General features: G+C 74.1%; 17 protein-coding genes. 9 read left to right on the top strand and 8 right to left on the bottom strand.

Annotated features, from left to right (window positions below; all coding sequences use genetic code 11):
* The first annotated feature begins 269 nt into the window (after positions 1-269).
* The 7 genes from ACIBIW_RS34725 to ACIBIW_RS34755 all read left to right on the top strand — a co-directional run bounded on the left by ACIBIW_RS34725 (position 270) and on the right by ACIBIW_RS34755 (position 11,425).
* Entirely contained in the window at positions 270-2,273 is a 2,004-nt protein-coding gene (locus tag ACIBIW_RS34725) for an alpha-1,4-glucan--maltose-1-phosphate maltosyltransferase (protein ID WP_399342209.1), read from the top strand.
* Positions 2,270-4,051, top strand: a complete 1,782-nt coding sequence (treS, locus tag ACIBIW_RS34730) for a maltose alpha-D-glucosyltransferase (protein ID WP_399342211.1) — start codon at positions 2,270-2,272, stop codon at positions 4,049-4,051. Before ACIBIW_RS34725 ends, treS begins: the two co-directional genes overlap by 4 nt.
* Positions 4,052-4,305: 254 nt before the next feature.
* A complete protein-coding gene (locus ACIBIW_RS34735) occupies positions 4,306-5,769 on the top strand; it encodes a maltokinase (protein ID WP_399342212.1) in 1,464 nt (487 codons plus the stop codon).
* A 129-nt stretch (positions 5,770-5,898) separates the two neighbouring features.
* A complete protein-coding gene (gene glgB, locus ACIBIW_RS34740; protein ID WP_399342214.1) occupies positions 5,899-8,289 on the top strand; it encodes a 1,4-alpha-glucan branching enzyme in 2,391 nt (796 codons plus the stop codon).
* Positions 8,290-8,373: 84 nt separating this feature from the next.
* On the top strand, positions 8,374-9,135 hold the full coding sequence (locus ACIBIW_RS34745) for a sulfite exporter TauE/SafE family protein (RefSeq protein ID WP_399342216.1): 762 nt from the start codon (positions 8,374-8,376) through the stop codon (positions 9,133-9,135).
* Between the two features lie 173 nt (positions 9,136-9,308).
* Positions 9,309-9,824: a hypothetical protein gene (locus ACIBIW_RS34750; RefSeq protein ID WP_399342218.1), complete on the top strand. Its 516-nt coding sequence runs from the start codon at positions 9,309-9,311 to the stop codon at positions 9,822-9,824.
* 134 nt (positions 9,825-9,958) lie between these two features.
* Complete coding sequence (locus tag ACIBIW_RS34755) at positions 9,959-11,425, top strand: flotillin family protein (protein WP_399342220.1); 1,467 nt, start codon at positions 9,959-9,961, stop codon at positions 11,423-11,425.
* A 36-nt stretch (positions 11,426-11,461) separates the two neighbouring features.
* On the opposite strand, the gene ACIBIW_RS34760 is transcribed toward ACIBIW_RS34755, so the two are convergent.
* The gene (locus ACIBIW_RS34760; RefSeq protein WP_399342222.1) at positions 11,462-13,687 is read right to left on the bottom strand and encodes a HelD family protein; all 2,226 of its coding nucleotides are present in this window, start codon (positions 13,685-13,687) and stop codon (positions 11,462-11,464) included.
* Between the two features lie 307 nt (positions 13,688-13,994).
* Here ACIBIW_RS34760 and ACIBIW_RS34765 point away from each other — a divergent pair, with 307 nt between their 5' ends.
* Positions 13,995-14,480: an NUDIX domain-containing protein gene (locus ACIBIW_RS34765; RefSeq protein WP_399342224.1), complete on the top strand. Its 486-nt coding sequence runs from the start codon at positions 13,995-13,997 to the stop codon at positions 14,478-14,480.
* A gap of 126 nt (positions 14,481-14,606) precedes the next feature.
* Here ACIBIW_RS34765 and ACIBIW_RS34770 read toward each other — a convergent pair whose 3' ends face one another.
* Genes ACIBIW_RS34770 through ACIBIW_RS34795 form a run of 6 tightly spaced genes read right to left on the bottom strand, consistent with a single transcriptional unit; the run spans position 14,607 to position 20,033 of the window.
* Positions 14,607-15,911, bottom strand: coding sequence for a cytochrome P450 (locus ACIBIW_RS34770; RefSeq protein WP_399342226.1), 1,305 nt, complete (start codon positions 15,909-15,911; stop codon positions 14,607-14,609).
* The gene (locus tag ACIBIW_RS34775) at positions 15,908-17,287 is read right to left on the bottom strand and encodes a cytochrome P450 (RefSeq protein WP_399342228.1); all 1,380 of its coding nucleotides are present in this window, start codon (positions 17,285-17,287) and stop codon (positions 15,908-15,910) included. Before ACIBIW_RS34775 ends, ACIBIW_RS34770 begins: the two co-directional genes overlap by 4 nt.
* A complete protein-coding gene (locus tag ACIBIW_RS34780) occupies positions 17,284-17,907 on the bottom strand; it encodes a GTP-binding protein (RefSeq protein WP_399342230.1) in 624 nt (207 codons plus the stop codon). Before ACIBIW_RS34780 ends, ACIBIW_RS34775 begins: the two co-directional genes overlap by 4 nt.
* Positions 17,885-18,259 (bottom strand): DUF742 domain-containing protein, encoded by a 375-nt coding sequence (locus ACIBIW_RS34785; protein WP_399342232.1) that lies wholly within the window; start codon positions 18,257-18,259, stop codon positions 17,885-17,887. The genes ACIBIW_RS34780 and ACIBIW_RS34785 overlap by 23 nt, the downstream gene beginning before the upstream one ends.
* Positions 18,256-18,690: a roadblock/LC7 domain-containing protein gene (locus ACIBIW_RS34790; protein WP_399342234.1), complete on the bottom strand. Its 435-nt coding sequence runs from the start codon at positions 18,688-18,690 to the stop codon at positions 18,256-18,258. Before ACIBIW_RS34790 ends, ACIBIW_RS34785 begins: the two co-directional genes overlap by 4 nt.
* The gene (locus ACIBIW_RS34795) at positions 18,687-20,033 is read right to left on the bottom strand and encodes a sensor histidine kinase (protein ID WP_399342313.1); all 1,347 of its coding nucleotides are present in this window, start codon (positions 20,031-20,033) and stop codon (positions 18,687-18,689) included. Before ACIBIW_RS34795 ends, ACIBIW_RS34790 begins: the two co-directional genes overlap by 4 nt.
* 436 nt (positions 20,034-20,469) lie before the next feature.
* Here ACIBIW_RS34795 and ACIBIW_RS34800 point away from each other — a divergent pair, with 436 nt between their 5' ends.
* Positions 20,470-20,763: a hypothetical protein gene (locus tag ACIBIW_RS34800; RefSeq protein WP_399342236.1), complete on the top strand. Its 294-nt coding sequence runs from the start codon at positions 20,470-20,472 to the stop codon at positions 20,761-20,763.
* Between the two features lie 67 nt (positions 20,764-20,830).
* Here the strand turns inward: ACIBIW_RS34800 and ACIBIW_RS34805 are convergent, their stop codons facing one another.
* Positions 20,831-22,258: a cation:dicarboxylate symporter family transporter gene (locus ACIBIW_RS34805; RefSeq protein WP_399342238.1), complete on the bottom strand. Its 1,428-nt coding sequence runs from the start codon at positions 22,256-22,258 to the stop codon at positions 20,831-20,833.
* Positions 22,259-22,320: the final 62 nt, after the last annotated feature.

The raw sequence follows: 22,320 nt of genomic DNA on the forward strand, positions 1-22,320 counted from the left end.
CCTCCGGTGCTTCCTACGGGTCACACGGTGGCGTGGGACCGGATTGCACCCCCGAGGGCCGGGGGAAGGCTTTTCCGGTAGTCGAGGCACCACTCTCCACACGCCCGTACGAGTGAATCGCGTGAACGCGGACAGGAGCGGCTATGCCCGCAACCCGTCAGTCGTCGACACCGAAGATAAAAAGGTCAAACGTATCTTCCGCCGCCACCACCGGCGCCACCGAGCGCCGTATGTCACCCGTCCACCCCGCTGAACCACCAGGTGAGCCCATGATCGGCCGTATCCCCGTGCTCGACGTCCACCCGCTCGTGCTCGGCGGCCGACGGCCGGCCAAGGCGGTGGTGGGCGAGGCGTTCGAGGTGAGCGCGACGGTGTTCCGCGAGGGGCACGACGCGGTCGCGGCCAATGTGGTGCTGCGCGGCCCGAACGGCGTCGGCGGCCCCTGGACGCCGATGCGCGAGCTGGCCCCCGGTACCGACCGCTGGGGCGCGAGCGTCGTCCCCGACGCCGAGGGCCGCTGGTCGTACGCCGTCGAGGCGTGGTCGGACCCGCTGGCCACCTGGCGGCACACGGCGTCGGTGAAGATCCCGGCCGGGATGGACACGGACCTCGTCCTCGACGAGGGCGCGGCGCTGTACGAGCGCGCGGCGGCCGGGGTGCCCAAGCGCGGCGGGATGCGCGAGGTGGTGCTCGCCGCCGCCGACGCGCTGCGGGACACCGGGCGCGCGGGCAAGGACCGGCTCGCGGCGGCACTCACCCCCGAGGTGACGGAGGTGCTTGCCCGCCATCCGCTGCGCGACCTGGTGACGAGTTCGGCCCGGCTGCCGCTGCTGGTGGAGCGCAGACGGGCGCTGTACGGGTCCTGGTACGAGTTCTTCCCGCGCTCCGAGGGCGCGCTGCTCGCCGAGGGCAGGCGGCCGGTGTCCGGCACCCTGCGCACGGCGGCCGACCGGCTGGCCGCGGTCGCGGCGATGGGCTTCGACGTGGTGTACCTGCCGCCGGTCCACCCGATCGGCACGACGTTCCGCAAGGGCCGCGGGAACACGCTGCACGCGGGTCCCGACGACGTCGGCGTGCCGTGGGCGATCGGCTCCCCCGAGGGCGGGCACGACGCGATCCACCCGGACCTCGGCACCTTCGAGGACTTCGACGAGTTCGTCCGCAGGGCGCGGGAGCTGCGCCTTGAGGTCGCGCTCGACTTCGCCCTCCAGTGCTCCCCGGACCACCCGTGGGTGACGGAGCACCCCGAGTGGTTCCACCACAGGGCCGACGGCTCGATCGCGTACGCGGAGAACCCGCCGAAGAAGTACCAGGACATCTACCCGATCGCGTTCGACGCGGACATGCCGGGGCTGATCGCGGAGACCACCAGGCTGCTGCGGCTGTGGATGGGCCACGGGGTGCGGATCTTCCGGGTGGACAACCCGCACACCAAGCCGGTGGTGTTCTGGGAGCAGGTGATCGCGGACATCAACCGCACCGACCCGGACGTCATCTTCCTCGCCGAGGCGTTCACCAGGCCCGCGATGATGCGGACCCTGGGCGCCATCGGCTTCCAGCAGTCGTACACGTACTTCACCTGGCGCAACACCAAGGAGGAGCTGACCGACTACCTGACCGAGCTGACCGGGCAGGACGCGTGGTGCGTCCGGCCCAACTTCTTCGCCAACACCCCGGACATCCTGCACGCCTACCTCCAGCACGGGGGGCGGCCCGCCTTCGAGGCCCGTGCGGTGCTCGCGGCCACCCTCTCGCCGTCCTGGGGGATCTACAGCGGCTACGAGCTGTGCGAGAACACCGCGGCGCGCGAGGGCAGCGAGGAGTACCTGCACTCGGAGAAGTACGAGCTGCGCCCCCGGGACTGGGAGGCCGCCGAACGCGCGGGGCGTACCATCGCGCCGCTGATCACCGCGCTCAACCGGATCAGGCGCCGCAGCCCCGCGTTGCAGCAGTTGCGCGACCTCACCTTCCACGACGCGGACAAGGACGAGGTGATCGTCTACTCCAAGCAGAGCAACGGCACCCCGGCGAACACCGTGATCGTCGTGGTCAACCTGGACCCCCACCACACCCAGGAGGCCACCGTGTCGTTGGACATGCCGGCGCTCGGCCTCGACTGGCACGAGTCCGTGCCGGTGCGCGACGAGCTGACCGGCGAGACCTATCACTGGGGCAGGGCGAACTACGTGCGTCTGGAGCCGGGCCTGACTCCCGCGCACGTCCTCACCGTCCTGCGACCCACCCCGCCTACCGGAGGGTCACCCACATCATGATCGTCAACGAGCCCGTCCCCGACACCTTCGAGTCCACCCCCGCGAAGGACCGGGACCCCGACTGGTTCAAACGGGCCGTCTTCTACGAGGTGCTGGTCCGCTCCTTCCAGGACAGCAACGGCGACGGCGTCGGCGACCTCAAGGGCATCACCGCGAAGCTCGACTACCTTCAGTGGCTCGGCGTGGACTGCCTCTGGCTGCCGCCCTTCTTCACCTCGCCGCTGCGCGACGGCGGCTACGACGTCGCGGACCACACCGCCGTCCTGCCCGAATTCGGCGACCTCGCCGACTTCGTGGAGTTCGTGGACGCGGCGCACCACCGCGGCATGCGGGTCATCATCGACTTCGTCATGAACCACACGAGCGACCAGCACCCGTGGTTCCAGGAGTCGCGCAAGGACCCCGACGGGCCATACGGCGACTACTACATGTGGGCCGACGACGACAAGCAGTACGCGGACGCCCGCATCATCTTCGTCGACACCGAGGCGTCCAACTGGACCTTCGACCCGGTGCGCAAGCAGTACTACTTCCACCGGTTCTTCTCGCACCAGCCGGACCTCAACTACGAGAACCCGGTGGTGCGCGAGGAGATCCTGGCCGCGCTGAAGTTCTGGCTCGACCTCGGCATCGACGGCTTCCGCCTCGACGCGGTGCCCTACCTGTACGCGAAGGAGGGCACCAACTGCGAGAACCTGCCGGCCACCCACGAGATGCTGCGGCGGGTGCGCGCCGAGATCGACGAGCACTACCCGGACACGGTGCTGCTCGCGGAGGCCAACCAGTGGCCCGAGGACGTCGTCGACTACTTCGGCGACTTCCAGAAGGGCGGCGACGAGTGCCACATGGCGTTCCACTTCCCGGTGATGCCGCGGATCTTCATGGCGGTGCGCCGCGAGTCGCGCTACCCGGTCTCCGAGATCCTGGCGAAGACCCCGGCGATCCCGTCGGGCTGCCAGTGGGGCATCTTCCTGCGCAACCACGACGAGCTGACCCTGGAGATGGTCACCGACGAGGAGCGCGACTACATGTACGCGGAGTACGCGAAGGACCCGCGGATGCGCGCCAACATCGGCATCCGCAGGCGGCTCGCGCCGCTCCTCGACAACGACCGCAACCAGATCGAGCTGTTCACCGCGCTGCTGCTGTCGCTGCCCGGATCGCCGATCCTGTACTACGGCGACGAGATCGGGATGGGCGACAACATCTGGCTCGGCGACCGGGACGCGGTGCGCACCCCGATGCAGTGGACCCCGGACCGCAACGCGGGCTTCTCCTCCTGCGACCCGGGGCGGCTCTCGCTGCCGACGATCATGGACCCGGTCTACGGCTACCAGGTCACCAATGTCGAGGCGTCGATGTCGTCGCCCTCGTCGCTGCTGCACTGGACCCGGCGGATGATCGAGATCCGCAAGCAGAACCCGGCGTTCGGACTCGGCAGCTACACCGAGCTGCCCTCGTCGAACCCCGCGGTGCTCGCCTTCCTGCGGGAGGCGCCCGCGAGCGACGGCGGCGACGACGACCTGGTGCTGTGCGTGCACAACTTCTCCCGCTTCGCCCAGCCCACCGAGCTGGACCTGCGCGCCTTCCGCGGCCGCCATCCGGTGGAGCTGATCGGCGGGGTGCGCTTCCCCGCGATCGGGGAGCTGCCGTATCTGCTGACGCTTGCGGGGCACGGCTTCTACTGGTTCAGGCTGCGCGCGGACGAGGCGGCGCCCGCCGCCGCGCTGCCGGGGGACACGGAACCGGGCTCCGGGGGCCGCGGGCCCGCGGGCTGAGCGCCGCAGGACCGGGCGGGCCGGTTTCCGCCGCCACCCGCGGGGCACCTGACAGGAGTGTCCGCGGGGCGGCGCCCGGCTCGCGGCGCCCCGTGCAGGCGCCGCAGGGACGCGGCGGACACGCCCCGCCCGGCCACCGAGTCCGTACGGACCATCCTCATCCGACACGTCCCGCACAGCCGCACAGCCACCGCCGCCTTCCGGGACACTGACGCGCACTTCCTGTGCCGGGCCCGGGGAAAGGACGCGACGCCATGCCGGAAGCCGCCAGCCGCCCGGGCACGCCGTCCCTCGCGTGCCCCGATCCGCTCGCCTCCCTCGACCCGCTGCTGCGGGGCTGGCTGCCGCGGCAGCGCTGGTTCGCGGGCAAGGGGCGGCCGGTCACGGGCTTCTCCACGGTGTCGGCGACCGAGCTGCTCGCCCCCGGCGCGGGCGGCGCGCCCGGGCTGCTGCACCTGCTGGTGCGGGCCGAGCAGCCGCCGCCAGGCGACGCGGACTGCTACCAACTGCTGCTCGGGGTGCGCGGCAGCCTGCCGCCGCACCTGGCGCCCGCGCTGATCGGCCGGGCGAGCACGGGCCCGCTCGCCGGGCGCACGGTGTACGACGCGCTGCACGACCCCGAGGCCGCCGAGGCGCTGCTGACCGCGCTGCGCGACCGGGCCAGGATCGGCACGCTCCGCTTCGAGCGGGCCCCCGGGGGCGACATCGGCCGCGGGCTCACGCCCCGGCTGCTGGGCGCCGAGCAGTCGAACTCGTCCGTGGTGTACGGGGACACCCTGATCCTCAAGCTGTTCCGGCGGATCGTGCCGGGGCTCAACCCCGACCTCGAACTGCCGCACGCGCTCGCCCGCACCGGCAGCCCCCGGGTGCCCGCGCCCGTGGCCTGGATGCTCGCCGAGCCCGCGGACCCCGCCGTCGCCACCGACCCCGCGGTCGCCGCCGACCCGGGCGCCGCGGGCACCGGTCCCGAGCCGCACCCGGACGAGGTGCTGGTGCTCGGGGTGCTCCAGCCGTTCCTGCGCGGCGCCACCGACGGCTGGGAGCTGGCGCTCGCCGACCTCGCCAGGGGCGGCGACTTCGGCGCCGAGGCCCGCGCGCTCGGCAGGGCCACCGCCGAGGTGCACACCGCGCTGGCCCGCGCGCTGCCCACCGTGACCCTGGGCAGACCCCGGGTGGAGGAGCTTGCCGGGGGCATGGCGCGGCGGCTGACCGCCGCGGTCGCGGCCGTACCCGAGCTGCGTCCGCACGCGCGCGGGCTGCGCGCCGCGTTCGACGCGCTGGCCGCGCTCGCGGTCGACGGCCGGGTCTGGGACGCCCAGCGGGTGCACGGCGACCTCCACCTGGGGCAGTGCCTGCGCGCCCCCTCGGGAGAGTGGTCGCTGATCGACTTCGAGGGCGAGCCCGCCAGACCGCTCGCCGAGCGCCGCACCCCCCAGCCCGTGGCGCGCGACATCGCGGGGATGCTGCGCTCCTTCGACTACGCGGCCCGCTCGCACCGCCCCTGGGCGCCGCTGTGGGCGGACCGTTGCCGGGCCGCGTACTGCGCCGGATACGCGGACGTCTCCGGCTCCGACCCGCGCCGCGAGGCCGTACTGTTGCGCGCCTACGAGGCTGACAAGGCCGTCTACGAGGTGATGTACGAGGCCAGGCACCGGCCCGACTGGCTGCCCGTGCCGCTCGCCGCGATACACCGCCTCGCGGACCCCGACCCCGTCTAGCGCCATGGCCAAAACGGTTCGCCTGCTCGCGACGCCCGGCACACCTTCCCGGCCGCGGCACCAGCGCCGACGGCGCCGCCCCGCCGCCCGCGCGGCGCCGCGGCCCCACCCGACTCCCAGGAGGTCCCCGTGCCCCGCCCACCGTCGCCCCGCTTCCCCGACTCCTCGGGCGAGGCGCGGATTCCGCCGCCCGCAGCGCCCGGGGGGTCCCCGGCCGCGCCCGCAGGGCCCGCGCCCGCGGACCCGGTGCCCGAGGAGGACAGGCGGCGGCTGCTCGACGGCACCCACCACGACCCGCACGGGGTGCTCGGCGCGCACCAGGTGCCCGGCGGTGTCGCGGTGCGGGCGCTGCGCCCGCACGCGCTGTGGGTGGACGCGGTCCCCGAGGGCGCCGGTCCCGTGCGGCTGCACGACGACGGGGAGGGCTTCTTCTCCGCGCTGCTGCCGCTGACCGCGGTGCCCGGCTACTCCCTTGAGGTCGGCTACCCGCCGCCCGCGGGACAGGCCCCGGAGCCGGCCGCGGAGCCGCGCGGGCGGCCCGCGAGCGGCACCGCGCCCGCCGCGGCGGTGCCCGAGCCGAAGCCGAGGGCCGCGCACTGCGAGGACCCGTACCGCTTCCTGCCCACGCTCGGCGAGTTCGACCTGCACCTGCTCGGCGAGGGGCGGCACGAGGAGCTGTGGCGCGCGCTCGGCGCCCGCGTCATGGAGCACCAGGGCACGGCCGGGGTCCGCTTCGCGGTGTGGGCGCCCGACGCCCGCGGGGTGCGGGTGGCCGGGTCCTTCAACTACTGGGACGGCACCGGGCACCCGATGCGCTCGCTGGGCTCGACGGGGGTGTGGGAGCTTTTCGTGCCCGGACTCGGCGAGGGCGAGCTGTACAAGTTCGACATCACGACGCCCGACGGCGCGCACACGGTGCGCGCCGACCCGATGGCACGCGCCGCCGAGTGCCCGCCCGCCACCGCGTCCGTGGTCACCGAGTCGCACCACGAGTGGACGGACGGCGACTGGCTGGCGCGGCGCGGCGAACGCCAGGTACACGAGGCCCCGTTCTCCGTGTACGAGATCCACCTGCCGTCCTGGCGCCCCGGGCTGACCTACCGTCAGCTCGCGGAGCAGTTGCCCGCGTACGTGAGCGATCTCGGCTTCACCCATGTCGAGTTGATGCCGATCGCCGAGCACCCCTTCGGCGGCTCCTGGGGCTACCAGGTCACCGGCTTCTACGCGCCCACGGCACGCCTCGGCACCCCCGACGACTTCCGCGCCCTGGTGGACGCGCTGCACCGGGCCGGGATCGGGGTGCTGATGGACTGGGTGCCCGCGCACTTCCCGCGCGACGCCTGGGCGCTCGCCGAGTTCGACGGCCGCCCGCTGTACGAGCCCGCGGACCCGCGGCGCGCCGCGCACCCCGACTGGGGCACCCTGGAGTTCGACTACGGCCGTACGGAGGTGCGCAACTTCCTGGTGGCGAACGCCGTGTACTGGTGCGAGGAGTTCCACATCGACGGCCTGCGGGTGGACGCCGTCGCCTCGATGCTCTACTTGGACTACTCGCGCGAGCCCGGCGAGTGGGCGCCCAACGAGCACGGCGGCCGGGAGAACCTGGACGCGGTGGCGTTCCTCCAGGAGATGAACGCGACGCTGTACCGCAGGGTGCCGGGCGTCGTCACCATCGCCGAGGAGTCCACGGCCTGGGACGGCGTCACCCGCGCCACCCACCATGTGGGCCCGGGCGGTTTCGGGGGGCTCGGGTTCGGGCTGAAGTGGAACATGGGCTGGATGCACGACTCGCTGGGGTACGTGGCGCACGAGCCGGTGCACCGCAGGTACCACCACCACGAGATGACGTTCTCCATGGTGTACGCGTACAGCGAGAACTACGTGCTGCCGATCTCGCACGACGAGGTGGTGCACGGCAAGGGCTCGCTGGTGTCGAAGATGCCGGGCGACTGGTGGCAGCAGCGCGCCACGCACCGCGCCTACCTGGGCTTCATGTGGGCCCACCCGGGCAAGCAACTGCTCTTCATGGGGCAGGAGTTCGCCCAGGGCGCCGAGTGGTCGGAGGCGCACGGGCCCGACTGGTGGCTGCTCGACCCGTCCTACTCGGCCGCGGGCGACCACCGGGGCGTGCGGGACCTGGTGCGGTCGCTGAACGAGGTCTACCTGCGGGAGGCCGCGCTGTGGCAGCGCGACACGGACCCGGCCGGGTTCGCCTGGGTGGCGGGGGACGCCGCGGAGGACAACGTGTTCGCGTTCCTGCGCTTCGACGCCGAGGGCGCGCCGCTGCTGTGCGTGTCCAACTTCTCGCCCGTGGTGCGGGAGGACTACCGGGTGGGGGTGCCCGAGGGGGTGGCCGCGCCCTGGGCCGAGGTCCTGAACACGGACGACACCCGCTTCGGCGGCAGCGGGGTGCTGAACCCCGCCCCGCTGAAGGCGGAGCCGGTGCCCGCGCAGGGGCGGGAGCGGAGCGTGGGGATGGCCCTGCCGCCGCTCGGGACGGTGTGGCTGCGGCCGGTGTGAGAGGAGCGAGCGGCCGGGCGCACCGGGGAGGCGACGGGACCGGCGGCCGCGGTGCGCCCCCGGGGCGCCGGGAGGGGGCGGTGAATGGGGGGCCTTGAGCTGCCGGTGCTGGTCGCGCTCGGTCTGTTCGGGCTGGTCGGCGGGGTCGGGATCACCGCCGTGGGGCCCGGCGGCGTGCTGCCCACCGTCGCGCTGTTCGCGCTGACCGGGCTCGGCCCCGCCCAGGTCGCCGGGACCGCCCTCGTCACCCATGTGGCCACGGGCGTCCTGGGCACCGCCGCCTACACACGCTCGGGGCAGCTCAGGGAGCCGGGGACCCGCCGCACGGCGCTGGTCCTCTTCTGCGCCGCGGTGCTCGGCACACCGCTCGGGGTGTGGGTCAACACCCTGGTGTCCGAGCGGGTCTTCGGCCTGGTGCTGGCGGTGTTCGTGGCGGGGGTGGCGGCGCTGGTGTGGTACCGCGAGCGGCATGACGCGGGTGCCGGGGCGCATCCGGCCACCGGGGTGGTGGCCCTCCTCGGCTTCGCCGTGGCGGTCGCGGCGGGCGTGGTCGGCATCGGGGGGCCGATGCTCACCGTGCCCCTCCTCGTGGCCCTCGGCGTGCCCGTCCTGGAGTCGCTGGCCGCCGCGCAGGCCCAGTCGATCGCCATCGCCGCGACAGGGACGGTGGGCTACGTCGTCCACGGCGCCGTGGACTGGCCGCTCGCGGCCCTGGTCGGCGTCCCCGAACTCGCCGGGGTGCTGCTGGGCTGGAAGATCGCCCGCGCACTGCCCACCAGCAGCCTCAGACGCGCCCTGGTCATCACCCTGTTCGCGCTGGCCCCGTATCTCGCCCTGCGCGGCTGACCCGCCGGGGCCGACCCGCCCGAGCGGGCCCGCAGTAAACCACCCGGCCGTCCGCGACGGACTGCGGGGCTTCAAATCTGCACAAAAAAAGCGTAAAGTCAGTCGGGGGTCGGCAGTTACCGATGCGATTCGCTGGTGAACGCGTCAGGTGCCGGGAGTTGGGGGGCCACAGAGTGACGTTGTTTCTTGTGCTCGGCATCGTCGGGGTCGTCCTGCTCGTCGCGTCGCTCGTGCTCGACGGTGTCCTTGAGGGCCTGTTCGACGGGGTCGGCGCGCTGGACGGCCTGTTCGACGGCCTGTTGTCGCTGCCGGTGATCGCGGGCTTCGTCTCGATGCTCGGCTTCGGCGGCGCGATCGTGCTCGGCACGACCGGCCTCGGCACGGGGGCCGCCACCGTGGCGGGCGTCGCGGCGGGTGCCGCCGCAGGTGGGCTGACCTGGAGGCTCACCCGCGCCCTGATGCGGGACGGGTCCGCTCCCGCGCCGCGCGGCGACGACCTCGTCGGCACCGCGGGCACGGTGGTCACCGCGATCCCTCCCGACGGATACGGCGAAGTGCTGCTCCAACTGGCCGGTCAGCGGATCAAGTTCGCCGCCAGGAGCGGCGGCGCCGTCGCCCGCGGCAGCGAGGTGTGGGTGGCGGAGTCCCTGTCGCCGACCTCGGTCGCCGTACGGCCCGTCGACCGCTGACCCGACCGCCCGGGACCGCCGCCGACCCTTTCCGAATCCCTTGCACACGCACACCGCACGGGGCCGGGCCGACCCCGCGTCGCCCGCCCCGCCGACCGACTGCCGTCCCCTGGAGGGCAGAAGGGGGAATGCCCATGAGTCCCGTCGCCATCGCCGTGGTCGGAGTCGTCGTACTCCTGGTACTGCTGGCGCTCGTCGTCATCACCCGTTACAAGGTCGCAGGCCCGAGCGAGGCGTTCATCGTCACCGGCCGGCGCGGCAAGAAGGCCACCGACCCGGACACCGGCCGCGTCTTCACCGACAACAGCGGCCAGAAGGTCGTGGTCGGCGGCGGCGTCTTCGTCGTCCCCTTCGTCCAGCAGCGGTTCTCGCTCGACCTGTCCTCGCGGCACATCCCGGTCGCGGTCCGCGGCGCCGTCACGCTGCGCGGCGTGAAGGTGCACCTCGAAGGCGTCGCCGTGGTGAAGGTCGGCGGCACGGAGGACTCCATACGCGCCGCCGCCCAGCGCTTCCTGATGCAGCAGGACGGCATCGTCGGCTTCACTCAGGAGGTGCTCTCCGGGGCGCTGCGCTCCATCGTCGGGCGGATGTCGGTGGAGGACATCATCCGGGACCGCGCCGCGTTCGCCGGGCAGGTCGCCGAGGAGGCCGAGGCGTCGCTGTCCGGGCAGGGCCTGGTGCTCGACGCCTTCCAGATCCAGGACATCAGCACCGAGGGCTCCTACCTGGAAGACCTCGGCCGCCCGGAGGCCGCGCGCGCCAGGCAGGAGGCCGACATCGCCGAGGCCGTCGCCCGCCGCACCTCCGAGCAGGCCAGGCTGAAGGCCGAGGAGGAGATCGCGGTCGCACAGCGGACGCTGTACCTCAAGCAGGCCGAGATCAAGGCGGAGACCGACAGGGCGGCGGCACAGGCGAACGCCGCGGGTCCGCTCGCGGAGGCCGCCAGGCAGCAGGAAGTGCTCACCGAGCAGGAGAAGGTGGCGCAGCGTCAGGCCGCGCTGACCGACAGGGAGTTGGACACCAAGGTCCGCAAGCCCGCCGACGCCGACCGGTACCGGGCGGAGCAGGAGGCGGAGGCGCGCCGCATCGGTCTGGTCAAGCAGGCGGAGGCGGACGCCGAGCGGGCGCGGCTGACCGGTGAGGGCGAGAAGGCGCAGCGCGCGGCGCTCGCCGACGCCGTGCGTCTCGAAGGCGAGGCGGAGGCCGCCGCGATCGGCGCGAAGGGGAGTGCGGAGGCCGCGGCCATGCGGAAGAAGGCCGACGCCTTCGCGCAGTACGGCGACGCGGCCGTGCTCCAGATGCTGGTCGAGGTGCTGCCGCAGGTCGTGGCGAAGGCGTCGGAGCCCCTGGGCGCCGTCGACAAGATGACCGTGATCTCCACCGACGGCGCGAGCCGGCTCTCCCGCACGGTCGCCGACAACGTCGCCCAGGGCGTGGAACTCCTGAACTCGACGACCGGCGTCGACCTCGCCCATCTGCTCAAGAACATCACGGGCGGCGGCAGCGGCCTCGTACCGGCCGCGGCGGGCGGCGCCCGGCAGACACCCGGCTCGCGGGCGGCCGACCCGGGCGCGGGCGGCCGTATCGACGTCACCGACTGAGGCGCGCGGCCCCGGGGCGGACGGCCGGGACGCACGTCAGGCGCCGTCCGCCAGCGCCGCGGCCAGCGGCTTGGGCAGTTCCTCGCGGTGTACGACGCCGAGTTCGCTGGTGGCGCGGGTGAGGGCGACGTACAGGTCGCTGGTGGTGAGGCGCCCTGGCTCCACCACCAGCACGCTGTCGAACTCCAGGCCCTTCGCCCCGCGCGGGTCGAGCAGCACGACCGGCCTGGTGAGGTCCGGCTCGCTCCCCGCGGTGACCCCGGGGAGCGCGGCGGCGACCTCCTCGTGCAGCGCGGCGGGCGCGATCACCCCGAGCCGCCCCTCGTCCGGCGCCAGCTCCTCGGCCAGCCGGGCCACTTCGGCGGCGAGCCGGTCGCCAGGGGCGCACCGCACCCGCGGCCTGGTGCCGGTCGAGCGCACCGAGCGCGGCGGCTCGAAGCCGGGGCGCTCGGCACGCACCACCGCCGCTGCCACCTCCATGATCTCGGCGGGGGTGCGGTAGTTGACGGCGAGCGTGGTGTGCTCGTAGCGGTCCTCGACGTACGGGGCGAGGATGGCGTCCCAGTCGCCGACGCCCTCCGCGTTCTGCACCGGGTCGCCCACCAGGGTCAGCGAGCGGGTGGGGCAGCGGCGCATCAGCAGCCGCCAGGCCATCGGGGAGAGTTCCTGCGCCTCGTCGACGATGATGTGCCCGAAGGCCCAGGTCCTGTCGGCGGCGGCGCGCTCGGCGGCGGTGCGGTGGTCGGCCTCCTCCTGGCGCTCGGCCATCCGCTCGGCGTCGATCACGTCGTGCGCGCCGAGCACCTCGGACTCCTCGTCGCCCTTGTCCTCGAACTCGTAGGTGCGCGACGCGTAGGAGACCTCAAGGACGCCGCGGGCGTAGGCGACGCGCTCCCTGCGCTCCTCCTCCGCGACGGCCAGGCGCACCCGGTCGTCGGTGCCGAGGAGTTCGGCGGCCTCGTCGAGCAGCGGGACGTCGGCGGGGGTCCAGGGGCCGCGGTCGCGGCGGATCGCGTCGGCGTCCTGCGGCGGCAGATGAGTGGGCTCCGCGAGGAAGTCCGCGACGAGTTGACGGGGCGTCAGGTGCGGCCAGAGGCGGTCGACGGCGGCCCACACCTCGTCGTTCTCGGCGAGTTCGTCGCGGATCTGGGTGATGTCGCTCGCGTCGAGCAGGATCTCGCCGTCGTACGGGTCGGTGCCGATGCGCTCGGCGACCATGTCGGTGAGGATGTTGAGGATCTGGCCCTCGAAGACCTCCCGGGCGGCGTTGTGCGGGAGTCCTGTCCTGCGGGTGCGGTCGCGGGCCATCCTGGCCAGGTCGGCGTCGAGCATCAGCACGTCGCGGTCGTGCACGATGGTGATCACCGGGTCGGGCAGCGCCTGCCGGTCGCGCAGCACCTCGCAGAGGACGTCCGCCATCCCGGCGCGGCCCTTGACCGCGGCGGCGCGCGGGGTGTCGGTGCCGGTGGCGACCAGGCCCGGGTACAGCTCACCCACGGTGGCGAGCAGCACCCCGGTCTCGCCGAGCGAGGGCAGCACCTCGCCGATGTAGCCGAGGAAGGCCGGGTTGGGGCCGACGACCAGCACCGCGCGGCGCGCGAGGAGTTCGCGGTGCTCGTAGAGGAGATAGGCGGCGCGGTGCAGCGCGACGGCGGTCTTGCCGGTGCCGGGGCCGCCCTCGACGACGAGGACGCCGCGGTGCGGGGCCCGGATCACGCGGTCCTGCTCGGCCTGGATGGTGCTGACGATGTCGCCCATGCGGCCGGTGCGTGCGGCGTTCAGCGAGGCGAGCAGGACGGCGTCGCCCGCGGGGTCCTCGTGCCCGGTGCGCTCGGCGTCGGCGAGGTCGAGGTGCTCGTCGTGCAGGGCGGTGACGGTACGGCCCTTGCTGGTGATGTGGCGCCGGCGGCGCAGGCCCATCGGGGTGTGCCCGGTGGCGAGGTAGAAGGGGCGGGCGACCGGGGCGCGCCAGTCGATGAGGAGGGGGGTGCGCTCCTCGTCCTCCTCGCGCAGGCCGATCCTGCCGATGTGGTGGCTGACGCCGTCGGCGAGGTCGATGCGGCCGAAGCAGAGCGAGCCGTCGACGGCGTTGAGGGCGGCCAGCAGCCCGGAGCGCTCGGCGACCAGGACGTCGCGCTCCAGCCGTGCCTGGTAGGCGTTGCCGACCGGGCCGAGCGCGTCCGTGACCGACGCCTCCGTCGCCCCGCGCAGGGCGTCGACATGGCGGTACACCTCGTCGATGAATTCCTGCTCCCCGAGCAATTCACGATCTGGAAAAGGCGCGTTTGACAATTCAACTCCCGGCCGGATATACTGTGCACAGTAATCGAGTTCCGTGTGTATTCGGTTTCGAACACACGAAGTGCTCAATATACGCGTGGAAATCCCCCGGTTGTCAATTCACCGGGGGATTTTCTGTGCCCCGCGCGGGCGGCGGCCCCCGTGACTCGTCGTACCGCAGGGTCCCGGTGCGGCGCCCAGGCTCGACGTCGGTGTCACGGTCGGCCGCCGGGCGCGGGAATGGCTTGGATCATGCTCGGGGGCGCGGGCGTCCGGTTACCGTCCGCGCATGACTGTCGGCTGGCTGCCCACGCACGAATTCATTCGGACCATCGAGCGGGCCACGCTCTACGGCTGCCTCTACTTCACCGACGAACGCGGCTGGCCGCTGCAACTGCTCTCGGTGTACGGAAAACGGGAGTGGCAGTGCCCCGGGGGCAACACCGACCCGGGCGAGACCCCCTGGGAGACCGCGCTGCGCGAGTGCAGGGAGGAGACCGGGATCTCCTACACCGGGCCGCAGCGCCTGCTCGCCACCCACTTCCTCGGGCGCGACGAGTCCTGGCCGCTCGCCAAGGTCGGCTTCGTCTTCGACGGCGGCACCCTCTCCGCCGCCGCCATCGAGGCCATCGTGCTCGACCCGGCCGAGCACGAGGCGGTCAGGGTGCTCCCGCTCGACGCCTGGCGCCCGCTGCTGCCCGCCGCCCGCTACCACCAGCTCGCCGCGGCCGACGCCGCCAGGCGCTCGGGCCATACGGCCTTCGTCACGGCGTGAACCGGCGGTGGGTCCCGCCGGGCGGTCACGGGGCGCAACTCCCTTCGGGAAAAGCCCCCTTCACCCACCCGCTGTCACCCGTGCGGGGGACGCGGTTTCGGCCATATCGCGGCCGGGCGGCGGCCCTCAGCCCAGCCGCACCGGCAGCGCGCACACCCCGTTGCCGACGAAGCTGGAGCGCCGGGGCAGCTCCTCCTCGGGCACCGCGAGGCGCAGCCCGGGGAAGCGGGTGAAGAGCCGGTCGAGGACGATCGTGGTCTCCAGCCTGGCGAGCGGCGCGCCGATGCAGAAGTGGGCGCCGTGCCCGAACGACAGGTGCCGGGCCGCCCTGGTGACGTCGAAGCGGTCCGCGTCCGGCCCGTACGCCTCGGGGTCGCGGCCCGCCGCCGAGTAGCCGGCGAGCACCGGGGTGCCCTCCGGGATCACGGTCCCGGCGACGTCGAGGTCCCGTGCGGGGTAGCGGAACGGGAAGTAGCTGACCGGGCCGTCCCAGCGCAGCACCTCCTCCACCACGGCGCCCCAGTCCGCCTCCCCCGAGCGCACCAGCGCGAGCTGTTCCGGGTGCCCGCACAGGGCGACCACGGCGTTGCCGATCAGGTTGAGCGTGGTCTCGTGCCCGGCGATCACCGTCAGCATCAGGGTGCCGATCAGCTCGTCCTCGTCGAGCCGGTCGCCGTCCTCCTCGCGGGCCGCGATCAGCGCGCTGGTGAGGTCGTCCCCCGGCCGCTCGCGGCGCAGGGCGACGACCTCGGCGAGCCGCTCCAGCATCTCCCGGTTGGCGGCGAGGGTGTCCTCGGGCGCCGCGTCGGTGCTCACGATGGTGTTGGACAGGTCGTGCAGCCGGGCCCTGCCCTCCTCGGGCACCCCCAGCAGCTCGCAGATGACGGAGAGCGGCAGCGGCAGCGCGAGGTGGCGGCGCAGGTCGACGACGCCGTCGCCGTCGGCCGCCGCCCGCTCCATCCCGTCGAGGAGCTGAGCGGTCAACTCCTCGATACGGGGCCGCAGGTCGGCCACCCGGCGCGGGGTGAAGGCACGTGAGGCCAGCGAGCGCAGCCTGCGGTGGTCGGCGCCGTCGGCGGTGGTCATGCCCCGTACCGTGGCGAAGGCGCGCAGCGGCCAGTGCTCCGGGATCTCGCCGGTGTGCAGGGCGGCGAAGTGGGAGGCGTCCTTGGCGACGTCGGGGTGCGAGAGGAAGTCCTTCAGCGCCTCGTGCCCGAGCACGAGCGCGCCGTCGACCCCGCCGGGCAGCACCACCCGCGCGACCGCTCCCCCGGCGCGCAGCCGGGCGTTCGCGGCGTGCGGGCAGCCGCTCGCGCCGTCGAGCCGGTACGGGACGTCCGCGGCGGGCGGCGGGGACGCGGCGGTGGCGGGCCGGCCGGAGGCCGACGGGGATGGCTCGGGGGCGGGTCGCTCGGGGGCGGGCGGGGTCATAGGGCTGCTCCTGCCTGCGGCGCGTCGGGCCGCGGTACGGGCGGCTGCGGTGAGAAGGGTGCGGAGGGCACGGACGCCGGTGGCGCGGTCTCGGCGCCGGGGGGCCGCGGCGCGCTGAAGCGGACCGGGAGGGCCGCTAGCCCCTTGCTCCACGGGGACTTGATCCAGGACAGCTCGGACTCCGGCACCGCCAGCTCCAGATCGGGCAGCCGGTGCCTGAGGGTGTCCACCGCGGCGCGGGTGATCAGCCGGGCCGGGTCCTGCGCGGGGCAACTGTGCGGTCCCGCGCTGAAGGCGAGGTGGGAGCGGTTGCCGACGACGGGCCCTCCGTCGGCGGGCAGCACCGCGGGGTCCGCGTTGGCGGCGGCGAGGCCGAGGACCAGCATGTCGCCCTCGCGCACGTCCTGGCGGCCGAGGCGCAGGTCGCGGGTGGCGTAGCGGGCGGGGAAGTTCTGCGTCGGGGGGAAGCGCCACAGCACCAGGTCGAGCGCGTCGTCGACGCTGAGCCTGCCGCCGGTGAGGGAGGAGCGGAACGCCGGGTCGCACAGGATGATCCGCAGCGTGGTGGCGATCCAGTTGAGGGTGGTCTGGTTGCTCGCGACGAACATGGTGACCAGGGTGGCCACCGTCTCCGTGTCGTCGAGCGCGGCGGGGTGCGCGAGCAGCGCGGAGGTGACGTCGCCGCCGGGGGCGCGCCGCTTCTCCCGTACCAGGGCGAGCATGATCTCGTCCGCGCGTGCGCTCGCGCGCGCCGAGTCGGCGTCGCCGCGGGCGAGTCCGGCGATCGCGGTCACCAACTCCCGCCCGGTGTCCGCGTCGAGGCCGAGGAGCCGGGTGATGACCCGCATCGGCAGCTTGCGCGCGTAGTCCCGTACGAGGTCGGCCTCGCCGCGGCCGGAGAACGCCGCGATCAGGTCCTCCGCGTCCGACTGCACATCGCGGCGCAGCTCGTGCCCGTCGACGGCGGCGAGCGCGGCGGCGACCGGGGCGCGCATCCTGCGGTGCTCGCGGCCGTCGACGAACAGCAGCGCGGGCCGCCAGCCGACCATCGGCAGGATCGGCGAGTCGGCGGGCACCCGGCCCTCGCGCAGCAGCCGCCAGCGCCGCGGGTCGTGCGAGAAGTCGACCTCGTCGCGGGTCAGCCGCAGCAGCTCCCGGTGCCCGAGCACCAGCCAGGCGCCGAGCCCGGGGGCGAGCAGCACCGGGGCCACGGGGCCGTGTTCGGCGCGCAGCCGCTCGTAGAGCAGCGGCATCGCGTCGCCGTCGAAGCCGTCGCCGTACAGCGGGGTGACGCCGTGGGGCGCGGCGAACGGGTCGTGGCCCGCGGCCGGGCCCTGCGGGGGGTACGGGGGCCTGGCGGGCGGTGGTGTGGTCATCGGGTCTCCGTGGCGGCGGTGAGGAGGTGGCGCACGAGGGCGATGAGGGAGCGCACACAGGAGCCGCGCTCCGTGGCGTCGCACACCGTCATCGGGGTGCTCGGCAGCAGGTCGAGGGCGAGCCGCAGGTCGTCCTCCGGCAGGTCGGGGCTGTCGGGGAAGCGGTTGACGGCGACGGCGAACGGCAGGTCGAGGTCCTCCAGGTGCCCCAGCGAGTCGAAGGCGGCGCTCAGGTCGCGGGTGTCCACGAGCGCGAGCGCGCCGAGCGCCCCGGTGGCGAGGCCGCGCCAGGCCGGCAGGAAGCGGGGCTGGCCCGGGGTGCCGAAGAGGTAGAGGACCAGCTCGCCGCCGAGCGTCATCCGGCCGAAGTCGAACGCGACGGTGGTGGTGCGCTTGGCGGCGGGCGCGGTGTCGACGCGGCTGCCCGCACGGGTCATCACGGCCTCGGTCACCAGCGGTTCGATCTCGGAGACACTGCCGATGAGGCTGGTCTTGCCGACTCCGAGCGGCCCCACCACCATGATCTTGGCGGCGCCCGCGACCCCCGGCGCCAGATAGGGTCCAGGCTCCGCCGTGGCCGCCGCGACGGCGCCCGTCTCAGAGGTGTTCTTCGAGGCCATGGAGGACCTTTCTCAGCAGGGACGCGTCGGTGCGTTCCGCAGCGGGGACGGGCGGGCGGCTCCCGATCAGGCCCCGGGCGGCGAGGTCGGCGAGCAGCACCTGGACCACGGGCAGCGGCTGTCCGAGACGGGCCGCGACCTCCCCCACGGAGGTGAGGCCCTGGCAGTGGGCGAGCAGCGCGCGGTGCTCGGGCTGGAGCTGCGCGCCGCCCTCGGGCCGCGCGTCGGCGCCGTCGACAGCCCACACCAGGCACTCCCAGGGCAGCGCCGCGTCGCCCGCGTCCGCGCGTCCGCCCGTGATGACGTACGGCCGCACGGCGGGGGTGGTCCGCTCCTGCGGGGACTCCGTCATGGCGACGGGCTCACCTGCTGCCTCGGCAGGCTGCTGAGCTTGTCGCCGATGCGCACCACAAGCAGTTGCATCTGCTGGGCGACGAGCCCCATGTCGGCGTCGGGCCCGGTGACGACGCCGAGGTGCGCGCCGACGCCCGCGGAGGTGAAGAGGATGAAGCCCTGGTCGGTCTCGACGAGTTGCTGGCGCACCCGGACATCGGCGCCGTACAGCAGGGCGCTGGTGGAGCGCCCCGTCATGGCGAGCGCGGCGCTCGCGGCGGCCAGCTTCTCGGCGTCGTCCACGCCGAGTTCCGCGCCGCCCTCCGCGGAGGCGTGGCCGAGGCGCAGCCCGTCCTCGGAGACCACGACCGCGTGCCGCACGCCGGGGATCTCCACCAGGGGCCTGAGCATCCAGCCCAGGTCGGGCAGTTGCGCGATGGTCCCGCTCACCGGGGGCCTCCCTCGTCTCGTACGGACTCTCCGCCGTGCTGTGCGGGCGCCGCGCCGCCGTCGGTGGCGCCGCGGCCGCGGCGGGTGCCGGACATCAGGCTGGCGATGGACGCCCTGGCCGCCTCGGGCGACCAGGAGTCGGCCGCCTCGTCGCGCCCCTGCGGTGCGGGGGGCGTACCGGCGGGCGCGGTGCGGCCGGGGTCGGGCTCGCGGGGCCTGCGGCGGTTGCGGCGGCGCGGCAGGGCGGCGGCGCCCGGGGGCCCGGCGGCGGGCCCGGCCGTGCCGGTCGCCGGGGCGCCGGGTTCCGCCGCGGAGTACGCGGCGGTGGCGTCGGGGGCGGGGGCGTCGACCGTGGCGCGGGTGCCGGGCTCGGTGAGCAGGGCGAGCGGGGTGAAGACGACGGCGCGGGTGCCGCCGTAGGCGGAGGCGGAGGACAGCTCCACCCGGAAGCCGAGTTCGCGGGTCCAGCGGCCGACGCAGGCGAGGCCGAGCCGGGGGACCGCGCCCAGGCTCGTCAGGTCGACCTCGGCGCCGATCCTGGCGGTGGCCTGCTCCAGTACGTCGAAGGGCATACCGAGGCCGGCGTCGTCGATCTCCACCACCGCGCCCGCCGCGACCGTCTTCACGGTGACCACGACCTGGGTGGAGGACGGCGAGAACATCGTGGCGTTGTCGAGGAGTTCGGCGACGGCGTGCATCAGGCCCTCGACCGCGGTCGGCACGACGTACTGGGACTCGCCGCCGTGCACCTCCACCCGGCCGAACTCCACGATCCTGGACATCGCGCCGCGCACGCAGTCGTACAGCGACACCGGCCGGGTCTCGCGCCGCGCGGGCCAGACGTCGCACATCACCAGCAGCGTCTGCGCCTTGCGGGTCATCTGCGCCGCCGCGTGGTCGGCCTTCATCACCTCGCCGAGCACCACCGGGTCGTCGAGCGAGCGCTCCACCCGGTCGAGCACGCCCTGCTGGACGGTGGCCATCCGGTGCAGGGTGCGGGCCACGCCCTCGAAGGCGGCCTGCACGGAGTCGCGCAACGCCCGCTCCTGGCGCACCAGTTCAGCCTGCCGGACCCGCTCCTCCTCGCGCCCCGCCGCGGCGGCACCGGCCCGTGCCTCCGCGCGCTCGGCGGCCCGTAACGCGCGCCCGGCGGCGAGGGCGCGCAGCAGGACGACGGTCCAGGCGGCGAACCCCACGGCGAGCGCGGCGCAGCCCGCCGCGAGCACCCGCCGCCAGTCCTCGGCGGCGCCCCAGACCGCGACCGCGGCGGCCGCCGCGGGTAACAGCACCGCGAGCGCCGTCACCGCCGCCCGGCGCGCCCCGCCACGGCCGGTCCGGCTCACCACCGCGACCACGCTTCCCCGTACACACCTCTGTGGGCGACCACGAAAGGGCAACCTTCCCGGAGCACGGACCGCGCCCCTGCGGGGCGGCCCACCGTGCCTCCATGACTCGTCTCCACGACTGGCCTTTATGGCCGATCTCTGTGTCTGGCCGAGCAACTTCCGGTTAAAACCGCCGACTTGCGGGTCGGCGGGCGGTGCCTGACCCCGACTTCCCCCGACCGGCCGCGCGATCGCCGCGGCGCCTGCCGCAGCCGATCGTGACGGTCCGTACGACGGAGGGTCACCTTTGTTCGAACAGGAGTGTAGGCGCGGCGGTTTGCGGGGCGAACGGCAGCCCCCGCCCGTGCCCTCCCCCGCCGCGGGGCCGCCGGGCCCCGGCCGGGTCCGGGGGGCGTACGGGGCGGGGGTCCGGACGCCTGCCACACTGGCCCGCATGACTGCCTCCCGCCGCACCCTCGGCACCGGCCCGCGCTCCACGGCACAGCCGGCGCCGCTCCCCGCCGAAGACGGCGCGCACGGCCCGCGCGAGCGCGGCACGGCGGCCGAGCGCGCCGCGGCCGAGCCGCACCCGGAGCACCCGGAGCAGCCGAGGAATCCGGAGCACCCGGGGCGCCCCGAGGAGCACGCGGGCCCCGCGGCGGACGGGCAGCCGGACGAGGAGCACGCCGCGCCGAAGGGCCGCAGGTCACTCGGTACGGGGGCGGCGGCGCAGGACGGCGAGGGATAGTCACGGGGTCGCGGACCGGGGGTACTCGACGGGCGGCGCCTGCCCGCCGCGAGCGGCCCCCGCGCACTCAGGCCCCGTCCCTCGCCCCCGGCTGCCCCGGCACCGCGTCCGCCCCCACGGGCTCCCCCGCGGCCTTCTGCCCGCCGTGGCCGGTACCGTCGGCGGAATCGGCGGAATCGGCAACGAAGCGTTTCTCGTCGAACGGCAGCCGCCCCGCGAGCACGTGCGCCACCCGCTCGCGGTCGATCTCCTGCGTCCAGGTGCCGATGAGGACGGCGGCGACCGCGTTGCCCGCGAAGTTGGTGAGGGCGCGCGCCTCGCTCATGAACCGGTCGATGCCGATGATCAGCCCCACCCCGTCGAGGAGTTCGGGCCGGTGCGACTGGAGGCCGCCCGCCAGCGTGGCGAGCCCGGCGCCGGTCACGCCCGCGGCGCCCTTGGAGGCGATCACCATGAACAGCAGCAGCGAGATCTGCTCGCCCGCGCTCAGCGGCTCCCCCATCGCGTTCGCCACGAACAGCGACGCCATCGTCAGGTAGATCGCCGTGCCGTCCAGGTTGAACGAGTAGCCGGTGGGCACCGTGATGCCGACGACGGGACGGCTGACGCCCAGGTGCTCCAGCTTCGCGATCAGCCGCGGCAGCGCCGACTCCGAGGACGAGGTGGACAGGATCAGCAGGAACTCCCGGGCCAGATAGGCCAGTAGCCTCAGGATGTTGAGCCCCGTGAAGATCCGCAGGATCGCGCCGAGCACCACGAACACGAAGATCACACAGGTGGTGTAGAAGCCGACCATGATGACGGCGAGCGACTTCAGCGCGTCCACCCCGGTCTCGCCGACGACCGCCGCCATCGCCCCGAACGCGCCCACGGGCGCCGCCCACATGATCATGGAGAGCACCCGGAACACCAGCCGCTGGATGTGCCCGATCCCGTTCAGCACCGGCACCCCGTGCCGGCCGAGCGCCTGGAGCGCGAAGCCCACGAGCAGCGCCACCAGCAGCGTCTGGAGCACGTCGCCCTCGGTGAACGCGGAGACCAGCGTGGTCGGGATGATGCCGAGCAGGAAGTCGGGCAGCGACTCCGAGGCGCCCTCGGCCTGCGCCTGCCCCGCGTGCCGTACGGACTCGGTGAGGTGAAGACCGCTGCCGGGCTCCAGGATGTTGCCGACCACGAGGCCGATGGCGAGCGCCACCGTGGACATCACCAGGAAGTAGCCGATGGCGAGACCGCCGACCGCGCCCACCTTGGACGCCTTGCGGACCGAGCCGATGCCCAGCACGATCGTGCAGAAGATGATCGGCGAGATCATCATCGTGATCAGGTCGACGAAGCCGGTGCCGAGCGGCTTCAGGTCCTCGGCCACCCCGGGCGCCGTGAACCCCACCAGGATGCCGAGCCCCACCGCCACCACGACCGCCGGATAGAGCCAGCGGGTCCTGTCCCGGCGTGCGGGCGGCGGGGTGCTGTCGGTCGCGGTTGCCTCGGGTGCCACGGGGTGCCTCCTAGAACGGCCCGGCCTCAACGGCCCGATGCGCAGGGGTTCGTACCGGTACG

It is taken from the genome of Streptomyces sp. NPDC050560 (assembly GCF_044457285.1).
GTDB lineage: Bacteria > Actinomycetota > Actinomycetes > Streptomycetales > Streptomycetaceae > Streptomyces.